This window comes from Xenococcus sp. PCC 7305 (genome assembly GCF_000332055.1).
In the GTDB taxonomy this organism is placed as follows: Bacteria; Cyanobacteriota; Cyanobacteriia; order Cyanobacteriales; family Xenococcaceae; genus Xenococcus.
Map to the genome: position 1 here is coordinate 1 of NZ_ALVZ01000109.1, position 19,392 is coordinate 19,392.

Annotated in this window: 15 protein-coding genes; 9 read left to right on the top strand and 6 right to left on the bottom strand. The window is 36.2% G+C overall.

Features of this window, described 5'->3' with window-relative positions; genetic code table 11:
* From XEN7305_RS04950 to XEN7305_RS04960, 3 genes are all read left to right on the top strand, one after another.
* Positions 1-218 (top strand): GDP-mannose 4,6-dehydratase (locus XEN7305_RS04950; protein WP_238568935.1); only part of this gene is annotated, 218 nt, incomplete at its 5' end.
* A gap of 717 nt (positions 219-935) precedes the next feature.
* Complete coding sequence (locus XEN7305_RS04955) at positions 936-1,421, top strand: DUF29 family protein (RefSeq protein WP_006508257.1); 486 nt, start codon at positions 936-938, stop codon at positions 1,419-1,421.
* A 61-nt stretch (positions 1,422-1,482) separates the two neighbouring features.
* Positions 1,483-2,472: an NAD-dependent epimerase gene (locus XEN7305_RS04960; protein ID WP_006508258.1), complete on the top strand. Its 990-nt coding sequence runs from the start codon at positions 1,483-1,485 to the stop codon at positions 2,470-2,472.
* 239 nt (positions 2,473-2,711) lie between these two features.
* On the opposite strand, the gene XEN7305_RS04965 is transcribed toward XEN7305_RS04960, so the two are convergent.
* On the bottom strand, positions 2,712-4,097 hold the full coding sequence (locus XEN7305_RS04965; RefSeq protein WP_006508259.1) for a cation:proton antiporter: 1,386 nt from the start codon (positions 4,095-4,097) through the stop codon (positions 2,712-2,714).
* Positions 4,098-4,374: 277 nt separating this feature from the next.
* On the opposite strand from XEN7305_RS04965, the gene XEN7305_RS04970 reads away from it, so the two are divergent.
* The 3 genes from XEN7305_RS04970 to XEN7305_RS30275 all read left to right on the top strand — a co-directional run bounded on the left by XEN7305_RS04970 (position 4,375) and on the right by XEN7305_RS30275 (position 8,089).
* Positions 4,375-5,898, top strand: a complete 1,524-nt coding sequence (locus XEN7305_RS04970) for a hypothetical protein (RefSeq protein ID WP_006508260.1) — start codon at positions 4,375-4,377, stop codon at positions 5,896-5,898.
* A gap of 159 nt (positions 5,899-6,057) precedes the next feature.
* Positions 6,058-7,941, top strand: a complete 1,884-nt coding sequence (glmS, locus tag XEN7305_RS04975; RefSeq protein ID WP_006508261.1) for a glutamine--fructose-6-phosphate transaminase (isomerizing) — start codon at positions 6,058-6,060, stop codon at positions 7,939-7,941.
* 40 nt (positions 7,942-7,981) lie between these two features.
* Positions 7,982-8,089 (top strand): type II toxin-antitoxin system RelE/ParE family toxin, encoded by a 108-nt coding sequence (locus XEN7305_RS30275; protein ID WP_083889302.1) that lies wholly within the window; start codon positions 7,982-7,984, stop codon positions 8,087-8,089.
* A 219-nt stretch (positions 8,090-8,308) separates the two neighbouring features.
* Here the strand turns inward: XEN7305_RS30275 and XEN7305_RS26410 are convergent, their stop codons facing one another.
* The gene (locus XEN7305_RS26410; protein WP_006508262.1) at positions 8,309-11,902 is read right to left on the bottom strand and encodes a HEAT repeat domain-containing protein; all 3,594 of its coding nucleotides are present in this window, start codon (positions 11,900-11,902) and stop codon (positions 8,309-8,311) included.
* A 141-nt stretch (positions 11,903-12,043) separates the two neighbouring features.
* On the opposite strand from XEN7305_RS26410, the gene XEN7305_RS04990 reads away from it, so the two are divergent.
* Positions 12,044-12,340 (top strand): nucleotidyltransferase, encoded by a 297-nt coding sequence (locus XEN7305_RS04990; protein WP_040896811.1) that lies wholly within the window; start codon positions 12,044-12,046, stop codon positions 12,338-12,340.
* Positions 12,341-12,469: 129 nt separating this feature from the next.
* Here XEN7305_RS04990 and XEN7305_RS04995 read toward each other — a convergent pair whose 3' ends face one another.
* From XEN7305_RS04995 to XEN7305_RS05010, 4 genes are all read right to left on the bottom strand, one after another.
* Positions 12,470-13,537 carry a hybrid sensor histidine kinase/response regulator gene (locus XEN7305_RS04995; protein WP_006508265.1) on the bottom strand — a complete coding sequence of 356 codons (1,068 nt, stop codon included), beginning with the start codon at positions 13,535-13,537 and terminating at the stop codon, positions 12,470-12,472.
* Positions 13,538-13,593: 56 nt separating this feature from the next.
* A complete protein-coding gene (locus XEN7305_RS05000; RefSeq protein ID WP_006508266.1) occupies positions 13,594-14,868 on the bottom strand; it encodes a hybrid sensor histidine kinase/response regulator in 1,275 nt (424 codons plus the stop codon).
* A gap of 28 nt (positions 14,869-14,896) precedes the next feature.
* A complete protein-coding gene (locus tag XEN7305_RS05005; RefSeq protein ID WP_006508267.1) occupies positions 14,897-15,328 on the bottom strand; it encodes a response regulator in 432 nt (143 codons plus the stop codon).
* Positions 15,329-15,529: 201 nt separating this feature from the next.
* Positions 15,530-17,509, bottom strand: a complete 1,980-nt coding sequence (locus XEN7305_RS05010; RefSeq protein WP_144053198.1) for an ATP-binding protein — start codon at positions 17,507-17,509, stop codon at positions 15,530-15,532.
* A gap of 146 nt (positions 17,510-17,655) precedes the next feature.
* On the opposite strand from XEN7305_RS05010, the gene XEN7305_RS05015 reads away from it, so the two are divergent.
* Together XEN7305_RS05015 and XEN7305_RS28065 are read left to right on the top strand one after the other, a co-directional pair.
* Positions 17,656-18,399, top strand: coding sequence for a response regulator transcription factor (locus tag XEN7305_RS05015; RefSeq protein ID WP_006508269.1), 744 nt, complete (start codon positions 17,656-17,658; stop codon positions 18,397-18,399).
* Between the two features lie 588 nt (positions 18,400-18,987).
* On the top strand, positions 18,988-19,113 hold the full coding sequence (locus XEN7305_RS28065) for a hypothetical protein (protein ID WP_006508270.1): 126 nt from the start codon (positions 18,988-18,990) through the stop codon (positions 19,111-19,113).
* Positions 19,114-19,392: the final 279 nt, after the last annotated feature.

The following is a 19,392-nucleotide window of genomic DNA, read 5'->3' on the forward strand; positions in this document are numbered from 1 at the left end:
TGATTACTTTCGTCAAAGACCGACCAGGACATGACCGTCGCTACGCGATCGATGCCAGCAAAATCAGAGACGAATTAGGTTGGACTCCCCAAGTAACCGTAGAAGAGGGCTTACGGAAAACAGTGCAATGGTATTTGGATAATCAAGATTGGTGGCAACCTTTGCTTTCTCCTGAATACCAAAGTTTTTATCAAAAGGTTTATTCTGGGGCAGCTTAAATTCACCGTAATTTACTATAAATCTATCAAAATGAGATCGCGATAGGATTACAAAATCCCGATCTAGTGAGATTTGTCTATGAAAATAAATCTAAATTATGCCTCCGAAACTTACTCCAAAACAAAGACTAACTTAGATAGAAAAAATCTTACAATCAGCATTTAATCTTTTTTTGATTTTACCGTTTTTTGATTAGATTATTTCTTGATTTCTTAACTATTTATTTAAGCAAAATGTCGAGCTAATTATTTTGAATTGCTCTGTATTTCATTTTGACGTGCGGAAGGTGGGCCCTTAGTGGGACTTTTTGTTCAAGCACGTAATCTGGCTCTCAATCTCTATCGACAATACGGTTTGACTAATATGGCTCAAGCATATGCGCAGCGGTATCCTTTAGGACAAAGGTGTTTCTCACAATCCCTAGAGCTGCTCATGGATGTTTTTAGAATGAAATAGCCCTGGTCATCACCCTAGCCACAAACTAATAATTCGTGGTCTCCCAAAGCGAAGAACTACGAGAGACCTTCGGCAATCGCAATCCGCGATCGCGGTGCGGTGAGAAAATAGAGATATAATTAAGATTCAACTGTAAAAATACCCTGAAATATGGCCAAGGAAAAAATCACAATTAAAGGCTAATCAAGATAGAAAATCTCGTCCTGTACTCAAGTCTAAGTGATACAAATTATTCAGGAAAATATGTTTAAATAAGCCCAATGGAAGAAATAATCGAACTCAAACAGTCAATTATTAGCCAAGACTGGGAAAAATCTCTAGCAATAATTGAAGAATTGGAAGATATGGGAAGACAGGATAAGCTCAATAATTTACAAAGTTTTCTTGTTATCCTTTTGGTTCATTTAATTAAAGTTCAAGTAGAAAAAAGAGTAACTAAAAGTTGGAGAAACTCGATCATCAATAGTCTCTTAGAAATCCAAAAACGTAATCATTTGGGGCAAAAATCTCACTATATCAAGAAAAATTGCTGGCAAGAAACCTTTCAAGAAGCGTTACCTAGAGCTTTAATCAAAGCTTCTCAAGAAATTTTTGAAGGTATAGAAGTAGAAGATCTCATCGATTCTCTTGATCAAGAAACACTTAGAGATACAACCTTCAAGCTTATAAATGAGACATATAATTTGAAACCATTAGAGATTTTCGATTTAATTAAAAATAGTTTTACTATTTCTACAAAAAAATAGAGGGCAAATTGTCATTCGGTAGGGCGATCATAATACGATGTAATCTAAGAGTTTTTTATTCATGAATATTCTAATTACTGGCATAGCGGGTTTTATTGGGTATTTTTTAGCCCAGCGTTTATTATCTGAAGATAACCAAATTTATGGCATCGATAATTTGAACAATTACTACGATGTAACTTTGAAGAAAGCTCGTTTATCACATTTGTCTTTATCATCTAATTTTACCTTTCAATACCTGGATCTAGCAGACCGTAGTGAAATGGCTAAGCTATTTCAAGAGCATAGCTTTGATTGCGTTGTTAATTTAGCGGCCCAAGCAGGAGTCCGTTATTCTTTAGAAAATCCTTCAGCATACATAGATAGTAATCTTACTGGGTTCGCGAATATTCTAGAGGGTTGCCGCCATAGTCAAGTTTCTCATCTCGTGTTTGCTTCTTCTAGCTCAGTATACGGAGCAAATAAGAAAGTTCCTTTTCAGGTAAGTGATAATGTAGATTTTCCTGTTTCTTTATATGCCGCAACCAAAAAATCTAATGAACTTATGGCTCACGCCTATAGTCATCTTTATAAAATTCCGACAACTGGATTGAGATTTTTTACTGTCTACGGACCTTGGGGAAGACCTGATATGGCTTACTTCAAGTTTGTCAAAGCAATTCAAACCAATCAGCCGATTGATGTTTACAATTTTGGGAAGATGAAAAGGGATTTTACTTATATTGATGATATTGTTGAAGGCATAACAAGAGTCATGAGAAAACCGCCTCAAGTTAACATTGATCCTGATAATAGTAGCCAAGCAGCATATAAAATCTATAATATTGGCAATAATTCTCCAGTGGAATTGATGCATTTCATTGAAGTTATTGAACAAGAATTAGGAAAAAAAGCACAAAAAAATATGTTACCGATGCAGGCTGGGGATGTTCCCATGACCTACGCCGATGTTGATGATTTGATGAAAGATGTAGGTTTTAAACCTTCGACTTCCATCGAAACCGGAATTCATAATTTTATTGAGTGGTATCGTGACTACTTTAAAAATTGAAAATTAATCTTTTAAACCGCATCTAGTTTGAAACCTGTAGTTTTTGCCATTGTTTCGGGAACAGGGAATAGGGAATGGGGAACAAGGTTTGAGGCCTCTATAACTTTGTTTCAAAATTCCAGTTCTCAATATGGACGCGGTTTATAACTTAGATCTGTAATCTACTGGGTAGTCCACCAGAGAAAAGAACTGAGAAATAAGGATTATTTGATTTTTCCTCGTTCCTCGTTCTTTCTTCTTTAATTCGACGATTCTGTAACTTCTTCGGGCTCTTTAAATACAATACGAAGTAGAGGAGGGGCCACGAATGTAGTGAGAATTACCATCATAATGATTGCTGCTTCAGTGGATTCTGACAAGGCACCACTAGCCGAACCAACCCCAGCAAAAACTAAGCCCACTTCACCTCTAGGAATCATTCCCACACCGATCGCAAGTTTATTCAGGTCTGGTTGTCCAAACAGAGTAAAACCAGTAATTACCTTGCCCAGAATAGCCACCACAATCAAAAATGAAGCAATGACTAAACCTTCGCGATTAGCAGGTATTGCCGGATTAAGCACACTAAGATCTGTTTTGGCTCCTACACAAACAAAGAAAATCGGTACAAAAATATCGGCAACGGGAATCACTTGCTCTTCCAATTCTTTGCGCTTTTCGGTCTCCGCCAAAATCAAACCCGCAGCAAAAGCTCCCAATATGGCTTCCAACTGAATGACATTAGCGATATAAGACAAAATAAAAGCAAAAACTAATCCAGTTAACAACAACTGACCACGAGTTTTCATTTCGTTGACAAGACCCACAATTAGAGGACTAATCAAACGGCCAATAACAATCGCTCCAATTAAAAATGCTCCCGCACTAATCATCAAGAAAATAACATTGCTAATCTGAATTTCCCCAGTCTTCACCAAGCTCGCCACTACTGCTAGAACAACGATACCGAGAATGTCATCTAAGACAGCAGCCCCAATAATAATTTGACCCTCTTTGGAGCTAATTTGTCCCAACTCTGCCAAAACCTTCGCGGTTATTCCAATACTGGTCGCCGTCAAAGCCGCCCCGGCAAAAATAGCTGGGATAACCGGAACAGCAAACAAATAAACCAAACCCGCAGTCCCTGCAGCAAAGGGAGCAACTACTCCTACTACTGCCACAACCGCAGCCTGAGGGCCTACTCGAATTAATTCCTTGAGATCCGATTCCAAGCCGATTTCAAATAAGAGGATAATCACGCCCAACTCCGATAGCAAGGAAATAACCTCACTTTGGGAAGCAAAAACCGCAGGAGTCGCTTCAACTGTTAGCCCAGCTGTTTGCTGCAAAAAACTCATAATCAGCGAATCGTCTGCTGCCGAGCCACTTTCGGGAAATACTAAGAGGTGAAAAGCCGAGACTCCAACTAAAACTCCCCCAACCAACTCTCCTAATACAGGAGGAAGATCGATTCTGGCACAAATCTCTCCTCCCAGTTTGCTGGCAAAGTAGATAATCACCAGACTCAGCAAAACTCCAGCTAATACTAGACTGCTATTTTCGGACTCTGATTCGGCTGTTGTTGCCAATAAAGGGTTGAACCATAATTCTGAAGAAATTCCATTCCAATATATAAGCTCGGTCATATTTTATTTCTAAACAAGTTTTTTCAATTAAGTTAACTAGCAAAATCATACTTACAGGGAAGAATATCTAAGTAGTTTACCAATTTATTGTTGTAGATTCTGATTCTCCTGCTGTTTTTGGGAGTTTGCGAAGATAGTATCCTTAAATATTGTCATCTGTTGGTAGGATTACTTCCCCCAAGTTTTTGTAGCATATAAAATCATCTTGAAATATAGCGATATAACGAAATATGTTGTAAGGTTTTGGGGATATTTAACTTTGTAATTCGTTCCTGTCATGAAGGCTCAATCAGAAGAATTTAATCTGGAACTTCTTCCCCAGGAGCAGCTTTCACCATCAATTAAGCAAGCTCCGCCAAACACGTCAATAATCGTTGATTTTGATGAGACTTTATTTTTGTTAAATTCCAGTGCGGAATACCTCAACAGTTTGCAGCCTCGTTTTATTGCTGCAATCATACTAAAAGTATTGTCTTTCACCAAGCCCTGGCGATTTCTCATAAAGTCCAGTAAGGATTCTGAAGTTAGAGACTGGTTTTTAATTATATTTTTGACTTTGTTGTTGCCTTGGAACATCTTTTTGTGGCAAAACACTGCTAAGAAATTCGCCCGAAACTATAGTAATTATGAATTAATTACAGAACTCAGTAAAAATAATAAAACTAATTTAATCATTGCTACATTAGGATTTCAGTTTGTCGTCGAGCCAATTCTGAAATCTATGGCTATTGAATATAATCAGCTTATATCCTGTCGGTTTTGGCAAGGTGCCAGCGATCGCAAAAAGGGTAAGTTGGCAATGGTGCAAGAATCGATGAAAGACGAACAGATATCCGAAGGAATGTTAATAACTGATTCCTTGGATGATGAATCCTTATTAAAAGAAGTTGCCTATCCTTTTTTAATAACCTGGAGTAAAGCTCAGTATAATAGTCCAATGGCAGATATTTATTTTCCTCTATACTATCTAGAGAAGATTAAAAGACCAGGAGAAAATTATCTTCTTAAAGCCATTTTGCTAGATGATTTTCCCATTCTCTTTCTGGCCTTTAGTTGGTTAAGTCCTCAACCAGTTTTGCATGGCATCTCAATCATATTCTTGGCAATTTCATTTTGGTGTATTTATGAATATGGCTATTACGAAAATGACTTAGTGGCAGAAAAATATGAGAATGACCCTCAAATATCTCAGAACTATCTAGATTATAAACATAGTGCCAATTGGTGGATTCCTTGGATCTGGTCTATAGCCTTTGGTGGTATTGGAATTGTATTTTTAGAAGCTAGCCGACAAGCAACCTCAATTTTTGACTGGGGATGGTTGCAAAACAGTAATCTAGGATTAGATGATGGGATTTCACTAGGAATTTACTGGATTGGGTTTTTGCTGGTATCGAGACTTTGTTTTTGGGTTTATAACTATGTCAACAAAAAAACCAGAATTTGGTTATATCTCCTCCTACAAATTACTCGCTATTGTGGATTTCTAGTTGTAACTGCTAGCAATATTGTGGGGATGAGCGCCCTGCTTTGCCAAATTTTTGTTCGCAGCATTAGCTATATAATCTATAGATATGCCGGCGGCACGAAGAAAAGCTGGCCCGACCTTCCAGAGCAGTTCTTAAAGCTTTTATTGTTTGTGCCTATGATTGTTGGGCTAAGTATCGTTACCGCCGATTGGTCAATATTATTTGGAGGGCAAACTTTAGCTTTTCTTCTCTGGTTTCTCCTAAGATCTAGAAACCAAACTCGTAAAATCATAGGAGACTTTAAGCTTTTAAGACAAGATGGCGCTAACTAATGTGATTCTGTTCTTAACATTTTCAAGGACTTAAATCTTGGGGCAACTGCTTGGGATAGAATTTAGCCGAGATAATTCTATAGATATATAAATTTGAGTGCGTAATTTCTGAAATTAAGTTACAAATAGTAACTGTTGATGGGTTTGGGGTCTAGGTCTATGTGCGGCATAGTTGGGTATATCGGGACACAAGAAGCAAAAGAAATCCTAATTTCTGGTTTGGAAAGATTGGAATATCGGGGCTATGATTCAGCTGGAATCGCAACGGTCTCTGAAGGTAGATTGAATTGTGTTAAAGCCAAGGGAAAACTCTATAATCTCAGAGAGAAATTAGAGCAAACTGTTGATAATGCTCAAATTGGTATTGGTCATACTCGTTGGGCAACTCATGGTAAGCCAGAAGTCCATAATGCCCATCCTCATCTTGATAGTTATCTCAAAGTTGCCGTGGTACAAAATGGCATTATTGAGAATTATCGAGAATTAAGAGAAGAATTAAAAAGTAAAGGCATAGGATTTAATTCCGAAACTGATACCGAAGTTATTCCTCATTTAATATCCCAATATTTAGCTGATTCTAATATTTCCCTATTAGAAGCTGTACAGAAGACAATTCCCCATTTGGAAGGTGCCTTTGCGATCGCAGTTATCAGTGCTGACAATCCCTATGAATTGATAGTCGCTCGTCAACAAGCTCCTTTGACTCTAGGTTTTGGACAGGGTGAGTTTTTCTGCGCTTCCGATATTACAGCCTTAGTGCCCCATACCCATGCGGTTTTAACCTTGGAAAATGGTGAGATGGCTAGGTTAACTCCTTTGGGAGTGGAAATCTATACTTTTGCCGGGGAAAGAGTGAGTCGATTCCCCCGCACCCTCGATTGGAATCCGGGACAGGTGGAAAAGCAAGGATTTCGCCACTATATGCGCAAAGAAATCTATGAGCAACCAGGAGTTGTGCGCAGTTCCCTCGAAACCTATCTGAATCCCAATTGGAAGTTAGAAGAGAATCCTGATTTTAGTCCGATTAATTTAGGTTTTTCTGAACAGTTATACGATAATATAGATTTTATCCAAATCCTCGCTTGTGGGACAAGTTGGCATGCTAGTTTGATTGGAAAATATCTGCTGGAGCAAGTTGCAGGAGTCATTACCTCTGTTGATTATGCTTCGGAATATCGTTATTCTCCCAAACCCGTAATTCCCCATACCCTGATTGTGGGGGTGACCCAGTCGGGAGAAACTGCGGATACGATCGCGGCTTTGGAAATGGAAAAGGCCAGACGAGAGAAACTAGATAGCAAGTATCATGCCAAGTTGTTGGCAATTACTAATCGGACAGAAAGTACCATTGGTCAGTTGTGCGATCGCATTATCGACACCCAAGCAGGCATTGAAATCGGTGTGGCCGCAACGAAAACTTTTGTCGCACAAGTAATGGGTTTTTATTTCCTGGCATTAGATTTAGCCTATCGTCGCCGGAGTTTGTCTAATGAAAGGATAGATTCTATTATTACTGGTTTGCGCAGTCTCCCCGACAAAATGGAAAAGATACTCGAAACGCAAGAAGACGCGATCGAAGAGTTGGCTCATGAATTTGTGAAAGAAACTGAAGATTTTATCTTTGTAGGTCGGGGAATTAATTTTCCCATCGCCTTGGAGGGAGCTTTGAAACTAAAAGAGATTAGTTACATTCATGCTGAGGGTTATCCGGCGGGGGAAATGAAACATGGGCCGATCGCCTTGTTGGATAGTGAGGTGCCAGTAGTTGCGATCGCCATGCCGGGCTCGGTTTATGAAAAAGTTATTTCTAATGCCCAAGAAGCGAAAGCAAGAGATGCGAGATTGATTGGTGTGACATCGGTTAATGCTGAGGAAGCGGGGCTTACTTTTGATGATGTGTTGAATGTGCCAGAAGTGGAGGAGTTGTTGTCCCCAATTTTAGCGGTGATTCCTTTGCAATTATTGTCTTATCATATTGCTGCAATTAAGGGGTTAGATGTCGATCAGCCAAGAAATTTAGCTAAATCAGTTACTGTTGAATAATTTTATAGACATTACCATTGGAAAACCCTATACCGCACCTATGGGTGGAGGTCTATTTGAGATTAGGGCGAAGGGGAAAGAAGGGATTGGTCGCTCTTTTTACTGTACGCTCAAAGGCAAAGAAATAATTATTCTCCACTCCTTCTAAAACAAGTAATATTTCTCGCTTAGAAAATGTTAATTCTCTTTCTTCTCCTAGACTTTCAACAATTGAAAAATATGCTGATGCTGTGGGTTATAAAGTAGAAATTAATTTTGTACAAGTATCTGAAACAAACAGTTGAGAATATTATTATGTTCAATATTTTGATTTAGCGAAAAGTGTTACTTTTGAGTAGCAAATATATTAATTTAGACTAATGAATTATTATGTTTTTTTCTTTCTCCGTCTGGCACTTCTATCTTCAGGTGAAAAATTAAGGATAACGGGAATATGTTTTACATAAAAAGTTCTGCCTGAACGATTATGTTTATGACTAGAGATAAATGATAAATCTCTATCTTTACAAGATTCAAAATTATATTCTGGGAGATTTTTATTGATTAGGTATCGTTGCCATTTCTCCATAATTGATTTAGTATCTTTTTCAAAAATATAAATTAATAGACCACCATGATCTTGAGCTGTATCACCAGTTGAATATCTTGTCGTTAATTGTAGAAAACCTTCCCATAAATAGTTATTATCTCTAAATATTTTGGCTTCTCCAAGCCAGAGACAATCATCTTTTCTAACACTAATATCTACATGACCTCCGATTTTAGGCTCATGTTCTACTTGATAATCTAGAATTTTCAGTTGTCCTACTATTTCTATAGTTAAACGGTCTTCTCCATCTGCTTTTTTGCGCAATTCTGGATTTTCTTGAATTTGAGATATTACTCGATCCAAATCTCGGTAAAAACTACTATAAATATCATTATCTTTCTTTATAGCTTGTCCGCAGATTTCGTAATTATAAAATTCACGTTGTGATTTTACATTCTGAACATCTCGATTTAATAAAGATACATTATTAAGTGAAGTGAAATCTATATCTTGATGTTGATTGATCAAATCACTTTGAGGAACAAGAGAAAACTTTTCAATAGTTTTTCTTGCATTCTTTTGTAATTGATAATCAGAACTAGACAAAACTTTCTCTAGGTAAGGAATTGTCTTTTTACCCATATTATTTAAAATATCTATAGCTTCTTCACTTACGCTACAATCTTCCAATCCAATACAATTATGATGTCCCAATGCTTCAATTAAAACAGGAATAGCTATTTCATTATTATTCCTTCCTAAGGCAGATGCAGCAGTAAAACGGATAGAAAAATCTTGATCTTTTAAAGATATTACTAAACCTTCATTCGCCAATTTAGTTGATATCTTAACCAGAGTTTTTACTGCTTCTTTGCGAACAAAATCATCAGAATATTTTAAGAGCTCAATTATAATAGGTTCAAGATCAGGAAAACCTAACTTACCTAGTGCAAAAATAAGACTAACTACAACATATTCATCTCTTTCTTTTTGTAGTAGAGACAAAAGAAAATTATTAACTGAAGATTCGCCTATTTCTCCTATTGCTTCTGCTGCAAATTTTCTTATTACAGAGCTTTTACTTTGATCTAGCAATACTTTTGCTAATATAGAAATTGTTTCTTTTTTACGGATTTGGAGTAAAGCTATAATTGCTAAAGAATGACTTGATCCATAATTAACTCCTTTGATATCTTCTTGCTCAAGAGCGTCTGATAAAACTTTTATGACAGTTGGATTTCCTATGTAAGATAAAGCAGTAGAAGCACTATTACGAATTAGAAAATCATCATCCAATAGTGCAACATGGAAAAGTTTATTAATTACTGAATACGAAACTGTACCAATCTGTCTGATAGTTTCTACTGCTTTTTTGCGGAGTTCTACATTTTCTTCAAAGAATGCATTTTGCAGCTCAAATAATAAATCTTCTCTTTCTTGTCCCTTGAAAATATTTTGAATAGAGTATCTTATTGACCGATTATCATCTTTCCATAGTTTTGCCAAAATGGCAAAAGCTTCTTCAGAGCCTTCACTTTCTAACAAATAAGCGGCTTTATGACGAATATCGTCATCTTCACCATTAAGAAGTCTCTTGTAAAATGATAAAATATTACTATGTTTATTAGGTTTTAAATGAAAAATAATACTACTATTTTCATTAGATATTGTTAAGATTTTACGATCCAAAGCCTCATTCAATAAATCAATAAAAGTCATTTGCCCAAACTTCTCTAATGCAATGAGTGCTCTAAAGCAATTTTGCTTGTTGTTTAAGTCATGTTGAAGAATTGGAACTATTTGTGTTTCCTCATAATCTGCTAACGCACACGCAATCTCGAATTTGAGATTATTATCTGCTTCTTCTAAAAGATTTCTAAGAAGATTTCTTGCGGCAGGTGAATAAATGTTGGTTAGAGAGCGAATAATTTCATGTTTTGTGGATGATTGACATTGATATTCAGTTATTTGCTTCAAGTAAGGGATCGCAAAACTAGACTTTGTTAAACCCATTAGCTTAATTTTGAGCATGTCCGAAATTGCTAATTCTGAAATAATAGCTACGGTTTTTTCTTGAAGTGAAGCCTGAACCTCTCCAGATAATCTTGCTCCTAATTTTAAATCTACATTTAAGGCTGATTTAGTTATTCGTTCTGCTAAAGCTTCTAACTCAATAAAAGACATTGCGATCGCTATTACTTCTGTCCACTTGAGATAATTCAAGTAATTTTGTTGTAATTCCTCGTCGCTTAATTTTTCTAACTGAGGGGCTAAATATTCTCCTGCATAATATTCTTGAAATAGTTGATGATGAAATTCAATGCGATCAGGTTCACTGGCTACTTGAAGTAAATGCCACTCTAGTAAATCTTCTAACCATTCTTTAGCTTTAGATTTTGGATTCGATTCGTTTGATAAAAATTCGGCTATAATGCCTTCTGCTTTAGACTTAGAAATAGAAATCCAAGAAGAGGTAGGTTTAAATGGATCAGCATGCAAATAACCTTGCACCATTTTAAAAGCTAGATAGCAAAGAAGATCGAAGGCAAAACGGCGAGAATCTCCAGAGACATTTCTCAGTCTTTCTGGCTTGAATTTTTCATATCGACGAGCGAATTCTTTGCGAAATAAATCGCCTCGGTTTTGGGGGATATTCCTTTTCTCAGAAAGCACCTCACATAACATCTGTAGAAGCAATGGTGTTTGTCCCAGCTCTTTTAGTTTTCCTTTAAGCTGTCTTAATAATTGATCTCCTGTATCTGGCAATCTCTTTGTTACAAATTCTCTTATTTGTGGCTCAGTTAGCGGTAACATCTCTAACTTCTTAATTTCTCCTGTAGCTAAAGCTGAACCGAGTTCTCTAGTTGTAATGATTAATGGCGTTTTTAAGTTAAGACACGATTGTCTAAACATTTCTACTTCTCGTAATGCCGAATCACTAGGTAATTCATTTAGTCCATCTAAAAGAATGAGTATTTTGCGATCACGAAATAGCTTCTTAAAAGCTTGATCATCTAAATCAATCCACCAATCAAGCTTATCTTTGATTGTTTTCAATATTGAATCTTTAAGATTACGTAATTCAACCAGAACAGGAATTTGAGGAATTTCATCTTTATCCTGTTCTATTGCCTCTAAACATCGTTGTGCTTCTTCTTTCTGTAATTGAAGCAATGCGGTCGATTTTCCAAAACCAGGTTTCCCAACTAGTAATACTTGCTCCAATGCGTATTTTCGTAATCCTTCCAGAACAAGGTATTTTTCTTCCTTGGTTTGTTTTAGTTCTTGATTTAAAGATGAAGAGTTGTGAGTTTCCACTTTTAGTGGCAAATTAGTCCAACTTGGAACATAGTTTTCTCTCGAATTTTTTTCTTGTTGCGAGTTTTCAAGAAGTGATTTTAGATAAGACTTAAATTCAACTAGAGCAACCATGTAAAAAACTAGGCTAAATGATTGTAATGGCTTCTACACACTGTATCCAGATTTTTTAATCATATGCGGAGCTCTTCGCGATCGCAAATTAGAGCTAAAATTTGGTTAGTCCCCTTAACTACCAAAATGAAAGTAAAAAATATTGAAATTTCCATAGGAAAAATACAATTACTATGTCAAAAATACCATATTCATAAACTTGCCTTATTTGGTTCAGTTCTCCGTGATGATTTTAACCATAATAGCGATATTGATATATTAGTAGAATTTAACCCAGAACATATACCTGGATTTATCAAACTGCATCAAATTCAAGAAGGAATTTCTCAATTATTTGGCGGAAGAAAAATAGATTTAGTTACACAAAAATTTCTCAACTATCAAATCAAAGATAAAATCTTAGCAGAAATGGAAGTTTATTATGTCGCCAAAAGATGAACGAGTTTATATTCAACATATGATTGACAATTCCAACAAAGCAATGAGTTTTATTCAAAATACTAGTCGCGAAGATTTTGATAATGATGAAAAATTGCGTTAAGACCATTGTCATCTAGATCTCAGATATTAATTAAGTTTAGGTAGAGAGAAAGTAAAATTAGTCCCTTCACCCAATTGCGATCGCAGCTCAATTCGTCCTTGATGAGCACTGATAATTTGCTGACAAAGATATAATCCTAAGCCTTTACCCGATCGCCGGTGGTTTCCTTGATGATATCTTTGAAAAATAGTTTCTTGTTCTTGGGGCGATATACCAATTCCCGAATCTTCTACTTGAACCAAAACCTCTGAGTCATTTTGAAATAAGGATACTCGAACAGCTCCAGCATCGGTAAACTTAATCGCATTGCCAATCAAATTAGTTATAACTCTACGTAGTTCAAGGCGATCGCCTTTGATCTGAGGAATCTCATTTGCTAGACAATGCTTTAGCTCAATACCTTTTGCTTTTGCTAGAGGTTCGAGTTCAGTTACTACTTCTGCTATTAACTGTTGCAAATCTACAGGGATAAAACTAAGAATTTTTTGCCCTAACTCGTAGTGATGAGTTTCTAGAAGTTTGTTCAGCATGTCCAACATATTTTGGTTGCTGCTAATAATATTTGCGATCGCTTCTTGTTGCTCACAAGTGACTTCTCCAAAGGCTTGTTGAGAAATTAAATCGAGCATTCGGTTAGCCGCCACCAAAGGAGTTCTTAAGTCATGAGTAAGACAGGAAACAAAATTTTCTCTTTGATCGATAGTTTCTTTGAGGCGAAGCATTGAGCGCACTCTAGCTTGTAACTCATCGATCTGAAAAGGCTTACGGACAAATTCATCTGCTCCGGCATCCAATCCTTCTACAAGACTAGATTCTTCCCTTGCTGTCACTAGCAAAATGGGAATAAAAGGAATATTTTTATCCTGACGGATACGCCTTGTCATCTCATAACCGTCTATTCCAGGCATCATTACATCCAATAAAATAAGACTGGGAGGTGCTTGTTTGATTTGCTTGAGAGCTGTTTCTCCATCGTGAGCCAAGACAACATGATGACCTTCTTGTTCGAGAGCAAGTTGAACTAAGAATAAGTTATCTGGAATGTCATCTACAGCTAAAATATAGTTACCTTTAACAGTTTCCGTGGCAGACATTAAGCTTATTAATAAGTATTTTTAGATAAAACTAATCATAGAAAATAATGCCTGAGTTAGACATCATACTTGCGAGGGATTTCGACAGTAAAAGTCGCTCCTTTGCCTAATTCACTGTTTAAAGTAATTTTACCACCCATCATTGTGACTAGAGATTGAGTAATGGCTAAACCTAAACCCGTTCCTGAATGTTGGCGAGTAAAGCTTTGATCTGCTTGTCGGAAAGCCTGAAAAATTTTATCGCAATCTTCTGGGGCAATTCCAATACCTGTATCGGTAACAGAAATAATAATTTGATTTTCTTCTATTACTTCAGCTTTAATACTTATAGTTCCTGATTCAGTGAATTTAATCGCATTAGAAAGTAAGTTGATAATAGTTCTTTTGATAAAATTAGAATCTTGAATTAAATAGGGGTCTTGTAATTTAACATCAGTTATTAGGTCAAGTTGTTTTTGGAGAGCTAATGAACGTAATTCTTCTACAGTTAATTTAATTAAATAATTAAGATCAAATTTTTGTGGTTTTAATTCTAACTTTCCTGCTTCAATTTTAGAAAAATCTAGCATCTCATTAATCATATCAAGCAAATTTTTACTGTTATTAAGTATGCGCTCAACGAGATTTTGTTGTTGCTGAGAAAGAGGATCTTTATATTGACGGAGTAGCAGTTGAGAAAACCCCATAATGGCATTCATCGGTGTCCGCAACTCATGGGACATGGTAGCTAAAAACTCTGATTTGAGATTGTAAGATTCTTGTAATTGAATATTTTGTAATTTGATTTGCTGTTGTTGTCTTTCTAATTCTTGATTTTTCAAGATTAATAGTTCATTACTAGCTCGAAGACGTTGATTGGCTAGTTGTACTGCTTTTTCTGCCCGATGAACCCGAATTGCACTGGTAATTGCTTTTGCTAAATTTTTGGGTTCTATTTTAGCTTTTGATAAATAATCTACGGCTCCTGCTTTCATAATTTTGACTGCAATTTCTTCATCACCTTGTCCTGTCAAAACAATTATTGGCAAGTCTAAATTTATTGCTTTGATCTCGGCAATTAACTCCAAACCATCGATATCTGGTAAACGATAATCTAGTAAAATTATGTCGAACTTTCTAATATTTTTTTTGCTTGTTTGAGTAGGGATATTAGTTCCCAAAACTTCAAATAAATTATGCTCTTTGAGTTTGAGTTTTGCGATTGCATTTTGACCGTCTTCCGCTTCTGCTAAATTAACAGCCAAACCAGCTTTATTTAAGGCTCGCTTTACCGTCATACGATCCACTTCATCATCATCTACTAATAATATTGAAAACTGTTCTTCACTCATTATTCGATTAATATTAAATGTTAAATCTTTAAGGCATTTCACACAAAGTCCAATATTTGTTTAATGCCACCATTACTTCAGCAAAATTACTAAAGGTAACGGGTTTGAGGATATATCCCGCCACATTTAAGTTATAAGCCTCGATACGATCTTTATCTTCATCAGATGTAGTGAGAACGATCACAGGAGTTTTTTTTAAATTATCGTCATTTCTCAATTCATGAAGAAACTCTAGACCATTCATTTTTGGCATATTGAGATCTAACAATATAAGTCTTCTAGTTTCTGGAACTTGCGGTAGTTGTCCATTATTCAATCGCAACATATCCAGAGCTTCTAAACCATTACCTGCTATATATAAGGGATTAGTTATCTTATGCTTTTTGAATGCTCGTTTAACATTCATCACATCAACTTCATCATCTTCTACTAATAAAATGTTAATAAATCGTTCTTGCATCATTGGGACTTCAGTTATTCTTCAGTTATTTAAGTATATTATTCCCTAATATTTTTATTAGAAATAGATTAGTACATATCTTTAATTACATTACTACCTTAAGTCTTTCTCAGGGCTCAGTCCTCGGCTAAAAGTTAGAGATAAGCCAGATAAAATATTAAAGAAACATAAAAATTATTGCCACTATTATTGTCGGTCGCCCTAAGCTTTCTGCCAGGTAAAGCGAAAAGTTGCACCTTGTCCTAGTTCGGACTCTAGGGTAATCGTGCCACCTTGATTTTCCACAACTTTTTTGACGATCGCAAGTCCAATTCCTGTACTTTCTTTAGTGTCTCGCGCTTCTAGGGTCTGGAAAATCGTAAAAATGCGATCGTGATATTTCGGATCGATGCCTTTGCCGTTGTCAGCGACAGTAAATTCCCAAAAATCAACTTGCTCTTGGACTGAAATAGTAACTTTGCCTTGATCGCGATCACTATGTTTGATGGCATTAGAAATCAAATTACTAAATACCTGTTGCAAAGGAGCAATTTCTGTAACTAAGCTGGGCATTTCTCCAGATATTTCGATATCGTATTCAGCAGGTACATCTAACAAGTCGATGATTTCAGCTATCATTTCCCCGATTGCGACTTCTTGGGGTTCTGATTTGAGCCTCCCGACACGAGAATATGCCAACAAGCCGTTAATCAGATTTTCTAAACGATGAACCCGACTCCGCAGAAGATTCATATTATATCTAGTCTCATCGTCTAACTTGTCTTCTAAATCTTCTTCGATCCATTCTGAAAGATTAGCGATCGCCCTCAAAGGAGCTTTGAGATCATGGGAAGTTACATAGGCAAATTGTTCTAGTTCCTGATTGCTTTTTCTGAGTTGTTCAGTAACGCCCAATAATAAATTATTTACCTGTTCTAATTGAACAGTGCGTTGTTGTACCCTCGCTTCTAATTCATTATTTAATTTAGCTAGAGTTTGTTCAGCTTTTTTTAACTCGCTGACATCGCGCATGGCTACTACTGCGCCGATTTTTTCCCCATCTGAAGTAATAATGGAATCTCCATTTGCCAATAAAGTTCGGGGTTTACCTTGTTTGGGAATAATCATCATTTCTGCATCTCTGACTGATTCTCCTCGAAGAGCACGAAATAGAGGAATCTTGTCTTGAGACATAATAGTTTCACCATCGCTTAGATACAGATCATAGTATTCTGCCCATTCATCTACAGGTATAGCTTGTTGTGGAAGACCATGAAATTCTTTAGTAGCTTGGTTGAATAGAGTGAGAACACCATCAGAGTTACAAGCAACAATGCCATCGGATAAGTTATCGAGCAAGGTTTGCAAAAAATATTTCTCTTGATTTAAGGCGTTTTCTGCTTGTTTGCGAGCACTAATATTTAAACTTGTGCCAATGATCCGATAAATCTTTCCTGCCTGATTTTCTATGGGATTGAGAGTTGTTAACCACCAAGTATCTACTTCTTGAAAAATCAAACATTCTTCGTAGGAAATAGTTGTTTTAGATTTAAGACATTTCCGATAGTGCTTTTCAACTGCTGCTGCTATTTCAGAGTCAAAAATTTCTGCTGGAGTTTTGTTCTCTACATCTGTTACTCCCGTTAACTTTTGAGCCGCAGCATTAAATCCTTGATAGCGAAATGTGATGTCTGATTCAATATCAACGACAAAGATAGCTTCTCGAACATTGTCATAAATGCTACGGAGAAACTGTTCTTGTTGACGAATCGTTATTTCTTTTTGTTCTAATTCGGCAATCTTGACCTGGAGCTTTTGGTTAATATTCGCCATTTGACTAGGAGATGGCAAAGTAAGTAATTGGGGAATTTTTAAGATTAATGCGATCGCTGTTGCCAGGGAAACTAAAGCTGTGGCGAATCTAATCCAACTCGATATCCAATAACTCGGATGCCATAACGTCCAAATATCAAAAGCATGTCCGATACCGCAACAGAGAATAAATGCAGCAAATAAACAAAATAGACCATCGAAAGGAATATCCGATCGCTTACGTAATAAATATACTAAAGTTATAGGGATAGAAAAATAGGCAAGTGCAATTACTCCATTGCTGAATATATGCAACCCGACTAGCCAAGGTTGCCACAAATAACACATTCCGTGGGGCATAAAAGAAGAAATTATCAGAAAATAATTCATTAGACGATATAATAGGCTATTATCGTAAGTTGTAATCTTGATTTACTATCTAGGATGTCTATCTTAAGGATGATAGAATTTGTTCCCCAATAGTGGATAGTATAAGAAAATAAATATTTCGTTTAATAAGAGTTTTCCTAGTCAAGATGAGTAATATCAACGTCGTTTTAATTGAAGATCATGATTTGAGTCGCATTGGTTTATGTGCAGCGCTCAAACAATATGAAGATATCGAAATTATCGACAGTGCTGCTAGTGGTAACGACGGCTTACAAAAAATCAAAACTCATCAACCAGATGTTGCACTGGTAGATATTGGCTTGCCTGACATAGATGGTATTGAAGTAACTCAAAAACTCAAAGAGTATCAAATAAATCACCCAGACTTTCAGACCAAAATTTTAATGTTAACCATGCATGACAGTGAAGATTCCGTTATAGCAGCATTTGCTGCTGGGGCAGATTCCTATAGTCTAAAAGATGTCAGCATGGATAATCTCGTGGAAGCTATTCGTAATACCTATGAAGGTAATGCTTGGATCGATCCTGCGATCGCTCGTATTGTTCTCAAACAAGCTCAAACAACTCAATCTAATTCGACACAAGTTAGGAAAACTACTGTTTCAACCGAAGACACAAGTGATACTCAAACAATCGCTGCTGTTAATGAAGAATATCAACAAATAATTGAAACTTGTCCTTTGACTGATCGCGAATTAGAAGTTTTAGAATTAATTGTCGCCGGTTGTAGCAATGCGGAAATATCGGAAAAGCTATATATTACTGTGGGAACAGTTAAAACCCATGTTTGTCATATTCTGAATAAATTATGTGCTGATGATCGTACTCAAGCCGCTGTCAGAGCTTTAAGAGCGGGATTAGTTAAATGATTTTATCTTTGAAGAAAGTTTAATTCTGAGATCATGACTTACTAGAGAAGTATTAATAGCATGACTTACCCTATTACTATATATCGAGAAAATAAAATTTCTTGATTATTAATTTTAGCCTTATAGTAAACTTCATAATTTTATTCTTGCACTAATGACAAGATTATGATAGGTTTCAAGTACAGGCTAAAATTGTAGTTTTACCGAGAGAAAAGATCATTGGAAATGTTCTGTCTTATTCTCTTGCTGATATTAGTCACAGTTCGTGATTTAGTTGCAGACAATTAATACTAACTCAGTATTAACTCAACAGTACTAGTGGTAGTTAACCACGATATTTAATAACTTGAAGCGCCAAAATCAACATACAATTTGAGGGAAAAAAGGCAAGAGTCTATTTTACCAAAAATGCTTCAAAGTTAGATATTTCCCTTAATCGAGCACAGCCTAAGAATTGAAAGTAGGACAACACTGCATTTACCTAAGCCAGTGGCTCTTTATTGTATGGCAGTCAAATTACACAACAAAGAAAAAGGATAATTAGCTTATGTCAATTTATGTCGGAAATTTGGATTTGCTTTTGTGGAAATGGAATCAAATATTAACGAAGATAAAGCGATCTCGATTCTCGATCAAGCAGAATGGATGGGACGGGAGATTAAGGTTGACAAAGCTAGACCTCGCCAAAATAACAGTCAACTTGTCAATTACTAAAGCAACCCTTGTGACATCCTCCTAGCGCTAATTACTCTTTACGTCGTAATATGGCGTGGGCTTCTATTGTCTTAATATTTTTTCACCAAATTAAAAGTGGAAATTTCTAGGCAGTGAGCAGATTAATTCTTGGTCACTGCTCTAGAGTTAAATCATCCATCTCGTATTTTCGGTGTTGCTGAATCCAGATATGAATTTGTCTCGCGCAAAGGCGCAAAGACGCAAAGAAAGAAGCAAAGAATATTAGTCTAAAATTCTTTCATGTTTTAAATCAGCAAC

Excerpts from the sequence above, each read along its gene's own strand:
- glmS (WP_006508261.1), top strand. The coding sequence starts at position 6,058 with ATGTGCGGCATAGTTGGGTATATCGGGACACAAGAAGCAAAAGAAATC.
- XEN7305_RS04955 (WP_006508257.1), top strand. The coding sequence starts at position 936 with ATGGAAGAAATAATCGAACTCAAACAGTCAATTATTAGCCAAGACTGG.
- XEN7305_RS04965 (WP_006508259.1), bottom strand. The coding sequence starts at position 4,097 with ATGACCGAGCTTATATATTGGAATGGAATTTCTTCAGAATTATGGTTC.
- XEN7305_RS05015 (WP_006508269.1), top strand. The coding sequence starts at position 17,656 with ATGAGTAATATCAACGTCGTTTTAATTGAAGATCATGATTTGAGTCGC.
- XEN7305_RS05010 (WP_144053198.1), bottom strand. The coding sequence starts at position 17,509 with ATGAATTATTTTCTGATAATTTCTTCTTTTATGCCCCACGGAATGTGT.
- XEN7305_RS28065 (WP_006508270.1), top strand. The coding sequence starts at position 18,988 with ATGGAATCAAATATTAACGAAGATAAAGCGATCTCGATTCTCGATCAA.
- XEN7305_RS26410 (WP_006508262.1), bottom strand. The coding sequence starts at position 11,902 with ATGGTTGCTCTAGTTGAATTTAAGTCTTATCTAAAATCACTTCTTGAA.
- XEN7305_RS04995 (WP_006508265.1), bottom strand. The coding sequence starts at position 13,537 with ATGTCTGCCACGGAAACTGTTAAAGGTAACTATATTTTAGCTGTAGAT.
- XEN7305_RS04960 (WP_006508258.1), top strand. The coding sequence starts at position 1,483 with ATGAATATTCTAATTACTGGCATAGCGGGTTTTATTGGGTATTTTTTA.
- XEN7305_RS30275 (WP_083889302.1), top strand. The coding sequence starts at position 7,982 with ATGGGTGGAGGTCTATTTGAGATTAGGGCGAAGGGGAAAGAAGGGATT.
- XEN7305_RS05000 (WP_006508266.1), bottom strand. The coding sequence starts at position 14,868 with ATGAGTGAAGAACAGTTTTCAATATTATTAGTAGATGATGATGAAGTG.
- XEN7305_RS04970 (WP_006508260.1), top strand. The coding sequence starts at position 4,375 with ATGAAGGCTCAATCAGAAGAATTTAATCTGGAACTTCTTCCCCAGGAG.
- XEN7305_RS05005 (WP_006508267.1), bottom strand. The coding sequence starts at position 15,328 with ATGCAAGAACGATTTATTAACATTTTATTAGTAGAAGATGATGAAGTT.